Raw genomic sequence first — 7,718 nt, 5'->3', positions numbered from 1 at the left:
ACGACGGCCGCGCCATACCGCAGGCACGCGCGCGCCTGCTCCAGGAACTTGGCCTCGCCTTCCTTCATGGAGATCGAATTGACGATCGCCTTGCCCTGCACGCACTTCAGCCCCGCCTCGATCACCTCCCACTTCGAGGAGTCGATCATGACCGGCACCCGCGCAATATCCGGCTCCGCCGCGACCAGATTCAGGAACGTCCGCATGGCGTGGACTGAATCCAGAAGTCCTTCGTCGAAGTTCAGATCGATGACCTGCGCACCGGCATCCACCTGCTGGCGCGCGACAGTGAGCGCCTCGCTGTAGTTCCCTTCGGCGATCAGCTTCCGGAATTTCGCCGAGCCGGTGACGTTGGTCCGCTCGCCGACGTTGATGAAGATGGGGCGCATCAGCTCACAAACTTGATGGATCGGATGAGGAGGTAGACGGCGCCCTCCCCGGACGGCGCGCGGTATGCGCCCTGGGCGTCGAGAACGCGAGCCGAGATCGCGGCCAGCATCCAGCCCAGGCCGGGCAAGTCGTCGCTCTCGAGGAACTCGCTCGTCAGCTCCTCAATGCCGTGCTCGGCCCCGAAGTCGCGGACGGCCCGCATGCCGTCGGTGCTGACCGCCGGCCAGTTGTCATTGGCCCAGCCCCACAACCAGTCCGAGGCGCCGGTCGTCCCGATCACCTGGATGTCGGCGACCACCCGCGGCCGCCCCTCGTCGGAGAAGGTCAGGATTCCCGCCTGGGTGTCGTAGTCATAGCGATGCCAGGACGCGAGCTTGTACGTCTCGGCCAGCACGTTCTGCTTGGTGCGGAAGGTCTCGAACGCCTCCTCGCACCAGGCGTCATACCAGTCTGGAGCTTCCATCAGGCGATCTCGAACGGCTCCAGGCCGGCCAGCCGCATCGCCTTGGCCCGTTCGGGGACGTGGCGCGGCTTCAGACCCCTGACCGCGTCGGCCACGTGGCGGATGTGGTCCGGCGTGGTGCCGCAGCAGCCGCCCAGGATGTTGACCAGCCCGTGCTCGGCCCACTCGTGCAGCTGGTGGCCGGTCTCGTGCGGCTGCTCGTCGTACTCGCCCATGGCGTTGGGCAGGCCGGCGTTCGGATAGGCCGAGACCAGCGTGTCCGCCACCCGCGCCAGCTCGGCGATGTGCGGCCGCATCAGGTCGGCGCCCAGGGCGCAGTTCAGGCCGATGGCGAACGGCTTGGCGTGGCGCACGGAATTCCAGAACGCCTCAACCGTCTGGCCTGACAGGGTGCGGCCCGAGCGGTCGGTGATGGTGCCCGAGATCCAGATCGGGAGCGGCTCATAGCCCTCGTCTTCGAGGTCGAGCACCGCCTTGATCGCCGCCTTGCAGTTCAGGGTGTCGGTGATGGTCTCGATCAGGAACAGGTCCACGCCGCCCTCGTGCAGGGCGCGGACCTGTTCGGAATACGCCTCGTACACCTGATCGAACGTCACCTTCCGGGCGCCCGGGTCATTCACGTCCGAGCTCATGGACAGCATCACCGGCAGCGGGCCGATGGAGCCGGCCACGAAGCGCGGCTTGCCCGGCTCCCTGGCCGTCCAGCGGTCGGCGACCTCGCGGGCGATGCGGGCGCCCGCCAGGTTGATGTCGCGCACGGCCGCTTCCATGCCGTACTCGGCCTGGCCGATCGAGGTGGCCGAGAAGGTGTTGGTCTCGGAGATGTCGGCGCCGGCGGCGAAGTACTGGTCGTGCAGGTCCGCGATGATGTCCGGCCGGGTCACGCAGAGCAGGTCGTTGTTGCCCCTCAGCTGGCCAGCCGCGTCCTTGAAGCGCTCGCCGCGGTAGTCGGCCTCCGCCAGGCCGCGCTTCTGGATCATCACCCCCCAGGACCCGTCGAGGATCAGCACGCGCTCTCTGGCGGCCGCCTTCAGGGCCGCGATGCGTTCTTGCCGGGTCATGCCGCGGCCTCCTTCGGTTCGGCGGGGGGAGTCTCGCGCACGCCCAGGACCCGGCAGATCGCGTAGGTCAGGTCGGCGCGGTTGAGCGTGTAGAAGTGGAAGTCGCTGAAGCCCTCCTCGGCGAGCTTGGCGCACATCTCGGCGGCCACCGAGGCGGCGATCAGCTTGCGGGTCTCGGGGTCGGCGTCGAGGCCCTCGAAATGGTTGGCGAGCCAGGCGGGGATGGCCACCCCGATGCGGCCGGCCATGTTCGACAGGCCCTCGAAGCTCGACACCGGCATGATCCCCGGCAGGATCGGCACGTCGATGCCCGCCTTGCGGATGCGGTCCACGAAGCGGAGGTAGCCGTCGATGTCGAAGAAGAAGTTCGAGATCGCCCGTGTCGCGCCGGCGTCGATCTTGGCCTTCAGCACATTGATGTCGTGGTCCACCGACGGGCTTTCCGGGTGGACCTGCGGATAGACGCCGACGCTGACATCGAAGGGCCCGATGGCCTTGATGCCGGCGGTCAGCTCGGTGGCGTTCTGGTAGCCGTCGGCGCGCGGCGTGTAGGCGCCGCCCAGCGAGCCCGGCGGGTCGCCGCGCAGGGCCACGATGTGGCGGATGCCGGCGTTCCAGTAGTCCTGGATCACCTCGTCCACCTCGGCGCGGCTGGCCTCGACGCAGGTCAGGTGGGCCGCGGGCCGGAGCGTCGTCTCCTTCAGGATGCGCACGACCGTGCGATGCGTGCGCTCGCGCGTCGAGCCACCGGCGCCGTAGGTCACTGACACGAACTCGGGGTTCAGGGGCTCGAGGCGGCGGATCGCCTCCCACAGGCTCTCCTCGCTCTTCGGGCCCTTGGGTGGCGAGAACTCGAACGAGACGCGCGGCCGTGGCCCTTGGCCGGCGCCGGCGCGCGCCACAGGTCCGAGGGCTGTGTCGGCCGGGCTCATGCGGCGCTCCTCAAGGCGGTGGGCGCGCGCTGGGCGGCCCAGATCTTGACGGTCAGGCCGTCGGTCCGGGTGGGCGGCAGGGCCAACAGGTGGACGGACGGCAGCTCGGCCTCGCCCAGCCAGCGGGCCATCTCCTCGTCCGAGAAGCCCAAACGACGGTGCTGGTGCTGCTCGCGCAGGAACTCGTGCTTGTGCGGGGCGAAGTCGACGATGATCAGCTTGCCGTCGGGCGCCACAATGCGCGCCGCTTCCTTCACCGCCGCGGCCGGGTCGCCCAGGTAATGCAACACCTGGTGGACGACGACGAGGTCGGCCACGCCCTCGGGCAGGCGGGTGTCGAAGATGTCCCCGTGGCGCAGCTCGACGTTCGAGAGGCCGGCCTCGGTCACGTTGCGGCGGGCGATGTTCAGCATCTGCTGGGAAAGGTCGAGGCCCAGCGCCTGGTCGGACTGCGGGCCCAGCAGCGTCAGCATGCGGCCCGTGCCGCTGCCCAGATCCACCAGCCGGCGCACGCGCTCGCGGCCGGCCGCTCGCTGCACCTCGGCCTCCACGTGCGCCTCGCCGACGTAGAGCGAGCGGATCTGGTCCCACTGGGCGGCGTTCTCGGCGAAGTAGGCCTGGGCGGCGTCGGCGCGCTCGGCCTGCACGTCGTCCAGCTTGCGCCGGTCGCGCGCCAGAATCGGGTCGTCGGGATTGATCCGGGCCAGGACCTCGCGGATCACCTCGTGCTCACGGCCGGCGCCGGTCAGACGGTAGAACACCCATGCGCCGTCGGGGAAGCGCTCCACCAGGCCCGCCTCGGCCAACAGCTTCAGGTGACGCGACACGCGCGGCTGGCTCTGGTCCAGCACGCGGCACAGCTCCAGCACCGCCAACTCCTCGCGGTCCAGGAGCGCCAGGATGCGCAGGCGCGTGGGCTCACCCGCCGCGCGGAGCACATCGACCGTCTGTTTCGCCGAGAGCGTCATCGGACATAAAGATATCTTTATGCGTACTAACGTCAAGTGAATGGCAGCGGTCCGGGCGGGCGGCTATAGCCGGGAACGCGAGGGGGCCGCCGTGCGACGGGTGCTGATCATCGGAAACTCGGGCGGCGGCAAGTCCACGCTGGCGCGCCGGCTGGGCGAGAAGCTGGGCCTGCCGGTCATCCACCTCGACGTGCTGTTCTGGAAGCCGGGCTGGGTCGAGAGCGACGACGACGCGTTCCGCGCCCGGATCGCCGAGGCTCTGACGGCGCCCGAATGGGTCTGCGACGGCAACTTCGGAGGCAGCTGGGACCTGCGCATGCCGCTGGCCGACACCATCATCTGGATCGACCAGCCGGCCTGGTTGTGCCTCGTCCGGGCGATCTCGCGGGTGGTGGAATACCGCGACGGCGTGCGGCCGGACATGGCCGAGGGCTGCCGCGAGAGCGTGGACTTCAAGTTCTACCACTTCATCCTGACCTACCAGCGCAAGGTCGCGCCGAAGCTCGAGGCGGCGCTGGCGACGCACGGCGCCCACGCCCGGATCGTGCGCCTCAAGAACGACCGCGAGATCGCCGACTTCCTTGCCCAGGCTTGACTTGCGAACACGGTTCGCGGCCTAACAGCGCCCGGTGAGCCCGCGCGGCGGCCTCAAATCTCGGCTCACCTCAGCCCATGCCCTCGAGCATGCCCGGCCTTCGTGCCGCTTCCTTCCGCTCCTCCCCCCATGCCCCTGTTCCCGAACCTCCCGGCGCTGTGGCGCGACCCGGACTTCGTGCGGCTCTGGTCGGCGCAGGCCGTCTCGGCGTTCGGCGCCCGCATCACCCGCGAGGGCCTGCCGATCGCCGCGGTGCTGACGCTGGGCGCCTCGCCGGCCGACGTCGGCCTCCTGTCGGCGCTCTCCAACGGCCCTGCACTGGTCGTGGGCCTGGCGTGCGGCGGCTACGTCGACCGCACGAAGCGGCGCGGCCTGATGATTGCCGCCGACCTTGCCCGCGCCGCGGTGCTGGCTGCGATCCCCGTGGCGGCGCTGCTCCACGTCCTCACGCTCCCGCTGCTCTACCTGGCGGCAGCCCTGGTCGGGGCGGCCAGCGTGCTGTTCGAGATCGCCGACCACGCCTACCTGCCGGGCCTGGTGAAGCGCGAAGACCTGACCCGCGCCAACGCCAGCCTGTCGGCGACCGAGTCCGTGGCCGAGATCGGCGGCCCGGCGCTGGCCGGCGCCCTGTTCCAGGTGCTGGTCGCGCCCCTGGCCATCGCCGCCAACGCCGTGACCTACCTCGTCTCGGCATTGTTCCTGGCCGGCATCCGCAGACCGGAGCCCACCCCCGAGCCCGAGCCGCACGCCCACTGGACCGATGACGTGGCGCTCGGCTTCGGCGCCGTCTGGCGCCACCCTCTGGTGCGGCCAATATTCCTCGCCACCGCCATTCATAGCCTCTTCGGCGGCATCTTCGGCGCGCTCTACATCCTCTTCTGCCTGAAGATCGTGGGCCTGGCGCCGGCGCTCCTGGGCCTCACCATCGCCGCCGGCGGTGCAGGCGCGCTACTGGGCGCGCTGCTGGCGGGCTGGATGTCGCGCCGCCTCGGCGTCGGCCCTGCCCTAATCGCCGGCCAGGTGCTGGTGGCGCTCTCGGTGCTCCTGATCCCGCTCGCCCCTGCTGATCCTGAGGGCGGCATGGCCATCCTCGTCCTGGCGCAGGTGCTGGGCGACGCGTTCGGCGTGGTCCTGCTGATCCTGAGTTCCAGCCTCAGCCAGTCGGCGATGCCGCCAGCCATGCTCGGTCGGGTGGGTGCGAGCTTCAAGGCAACGGCTGGAGGCCTAGCCGTCGTGGGCGCTCTGGGGGGCGGCTTGCTGGGCGAGATCCTCGGCGTGCGCGGCGCGCTCTGGGTGGCGGCGGCGGGTTTCGCCATCACGCCTCTGGTCGGCCTGCCGCTCCGTCACCTTGCCGAGATGCCGGAAGGCCCGGCCTAGCCGACGAAGATCCACCCCGCCGGCAGGGACGATAGCTGCACGCCCACCAGGAGCATCTGGCCGCCGCCGGCCATGCTGACCACCGTGTCCGCGCCGACCTGAGCGACAGAGTACTGCGTGCCGGGGTCGAGTAGCACGCGGTCCCCCTCGGCGACGCTGAAGTCGGTGACCACATCCGCGCCCGCATCACCGAAAGTGTGGAAAAGGTCGGCGCCGCGTCCACCCGTGATTGCGTCGTCACCCCGGTCGCCCGACAGCCAGTCGTTGCCTGCGCCGCCCGCGAGGGTGTCGCCGTCCTGGCCTCCGCGGATCGTGTCGGCGCCCTCGCCCCCGTCACAGGAGTCGGCGCCGATGTTGCCGTAGACGATATCGGCGCCGGCTTCGCCGAACAGGATATCGTCGCCCTTGCCGCCCACGACCCAGTCGTCGCCGAGGCCGCCGACGCCCGTGTCGTTGCCCATGTTGCCGTGGATATCGTCGAAGCCATCGCCGCCGACGATGTAGTCGTTGTCCTCCTCGCCACGCAGATAGCTCGGCAGCGCCGGGCCGAGGGCGCCGCTGGTGGGAGGGGCGCTCAACCCCTGCGGCATCCCGAGGACGATGACGTCGTTCCCCTCGCCGCCCCAGATCGTGTCGCCGCCGGCTAGGCCGTAAATGAGGTCGTCACCGCGGTAGCCGCGGATGAGGTCGGCGGCCGAGCCGCCTCCCATTAGGTCCGAGCCTGCGAAGATCGTCGCAAACGCCGTCTGCGTGGCGTCCGTGGCCAGCCACCCGGCGAGCTCGCCGGCATTCACCGAGAGGCCGGAGGACACCAGACGCAGGACGACGGTCGAGCCGTCCCCCGGCGCATCGGTGAAGTTGAAGGCCGTCGCCGTCCCGCCGACGAGCTGATCGTTCGCATAGGTGAATCCCGAGCCGGTCACGGTGAGGCCGAGCGCCCCGCCCCGGCCATCGATCCGGATCGTCGTGGCGTCGGCTTGGGACAACACCGCCGGGAGGAGGTCGCGCAGATGCGCCGCATCCATGTTGCCCATCACGGCCGCGCGCGACGTTCCGTACGACGCCGGCGGCAAGGGCGGCGGCGTCGAGTTCATCGGAGGCTGCACAGGGACGGGCGACCTCAAGCCGACGATATTGCTGGCGCCGATGTCTTCCGAAGGAGGGATGTAGATGCGGATGGCGTCGTCCGCCGCACCGTTGTCGTTTCGCGTGTCGGCGAAGACGAACACGGTCCAGGACACTCGAACCGCAACCACGTCGGCTGCGCCTGAGGAGATCTGCTGGTTGGCGGCCTGAAGCGCCGCCGCATAGGAGTCGGCCGCCGTCTCGGCGTACCCACCTCCAGTCATCTCGGTCGTGAACAGGAGCTTGTCGAAGGCGCCCTGCCAGCCGCCCTGCCAGTCTTCGCCGCCGATGTAGTCGATTGCGCCTTCACTCGTCCCACTGTCGCCCGGCGCGAAGACGAACGTGTCCGCGCCGAAACCTCCCATCAGATAGTCGGCCTGTAGTCCGCCGACGAGCGTGTCGTCACCCTGTCCGCCGTCCAGCGCGTCGGCCCCCGCCAGGCCGCGCAGGAGGTCGTTGTCCTGGCCGCCGTAGAGGTTGTCGGGCCCCGGCCCGCCCTCGACCGTCGCCGAGCCCCGCGCAGGGAAGGCGATGATCGAACCGTCGGGCAGGACCAGCCGCTCGCCTTCCGCACCCCCGCCGAAGACAACGCCGCCGCCGTTCCTCAGGTCGAGGGCGAATGACGGGAACACTTCCCTGACAGAGAAATCGGTCGCGACGCGCCCGGAAAGGCCGTCGAACCGCAGGTCGTCCCGTGCGGCGTCGTAATCTCTCGCCTCACCCTGGGTAATCGACAGGAACTGGTATGTCGCCACGGCTTATCCCCCCTCCGCGCGGCGAAGCGGGCATCCGCCGCGGCGGCGCACC

The 7,718-nt window shown here is 69.9% G+C and carries 8 protein-coding genes; 2 read left to right on the top strand and 6 right to left on the bottom strand.

Annotated elements, in window-relative coordinates; all coding sequences use genetic code 11:
* From VGD44_RS02905 to VGD44_RS02885, 5 genes are all read right to left on the bottom strand, one after another.
* The coding region (locus VGD44_RS02905) for a dihydropteroate synthase (protein ID WP_331083693.1) at positions 1 to 389 on the bottom strand (389 nt) is incomplete at its 3' end.
* Positions 389 to 853, bottom strand: coding sequence for a DUF6882 domain-containing protein (locus VGD44_RS02900; protein WP_331083692.1), 465 nt, complete (start codon positions 851 to 853; stop codon positions 389 to 391). The genes VGD44_RS02905 and VGD44_RS02900, both read right to left, overlap by 1 nt.
* Positions 853 to 1,914: a homocysteine S-methyltransferase family protein gene (locus tag VGD44_RS02895; RefSeq protein WP_331083691.1), complete on the bottom strand. Its 1,062-nt coding sequence runs from the start codon at positions 1,912 to 1,914 to the stop codon at positions 853 to 855. Before VGD44_RS02895 ends, VGD44_RS02900 begins: the two co-directional genes overlap by 1 nt.
* Positions 1,911 to 2,846, bottom strand: a complete 936-nt coding sequence (metF, locus tag VGD44_RS02890; protein ID WP_331083690.1) for a methylenetetrahydrofolate reductase [NAD(P)H] — start codon at positions 2,844 to 2,846, stop codon at positions 1,911 to 1,913. The genes VGD44_RS02895 and metF overlap by 4 nt, the downstream gene beginning before the upstream one ends.
* Positions 2,843 to 3,814, bottom strand: a complete 972-nt coding sequence (locus tag VGD44_RS02885; RefSeq protein WP_331083689.1) for a metalloregulator ArsR/SmtB family transcription factor — start codon at positions 3,812 to 3,814, stop codon at positions 2,843 to 2,845. Before VGD44_RS02885 ends, metF begins: the two co-directional genes overlap by 4 nt.
* A gap of 91 nt (positions 3,815 to 3,905) precedes the next feature.
* Between VGD44_RS02885 and VGD44_RS02880 the strand changes: the two genes are divergently transcribed.
* Together VGD44_RS02880 and VGD44_RS02875 are read left to right on the top strand one after the other, a co-directional pair.
* Positions 3,906 to 4,409 carry a hypothetical protein gene (locus tag VGD44_RS02880; protein WP_331083688.1) on the top strand — a complete coding sequence of 168 codons (504 nt, stop codon included), beginning with the start codon at positions 3,906 to 3,908 and terminating at the stop codon, positions 4,407 to 4,409.
* A gap of 129 nt (positions 4,410 to 4,538) precedes the next feature.
* Positions 4,539 to 5,786, top strand: coding sequence for an MFS transporter (locus tag VGD44_RS02875; protein WP_331083686.1), 1,248 nt, complete (start codon positions 4,539 to 4,541; stop codon positions 5,784 to 5,786).
* On the opposite strand, the gene VGD44_RS02870 is transcribed toward VGD44_RS02875, so the two are convergent.
* Positions 5,783 to 7,666: a calcium-binding protein gene (locus VGD44_RS02870; RefSeq protein WP_331083684.1), complete on the bottom strand. Its 1,884-nt coding sequence runs from the start codon at positions 7,664 to 7,666 to the stop codon at positions 5,783 to 5,785. The two genes, VGD44_RS02875 and VGD44_RS02870, sit on opposite strands and share 4 nt — an antisense overlap.
* Positions 7,667 to 7,718: the final 52 nt, after the last annotated feature.

This window comes from Phenylobacterium sp., assembly GCF_036402295.1.
Classification (GTDB): Bacteria; Pseudomonadota; Alphaproteobacteria; order Caulobacterales; family Caulobacteraceae; genus Phenylobacterium.
This window is presented reverse-complemented; position numbering and strand designations above follow the sequence as displayed.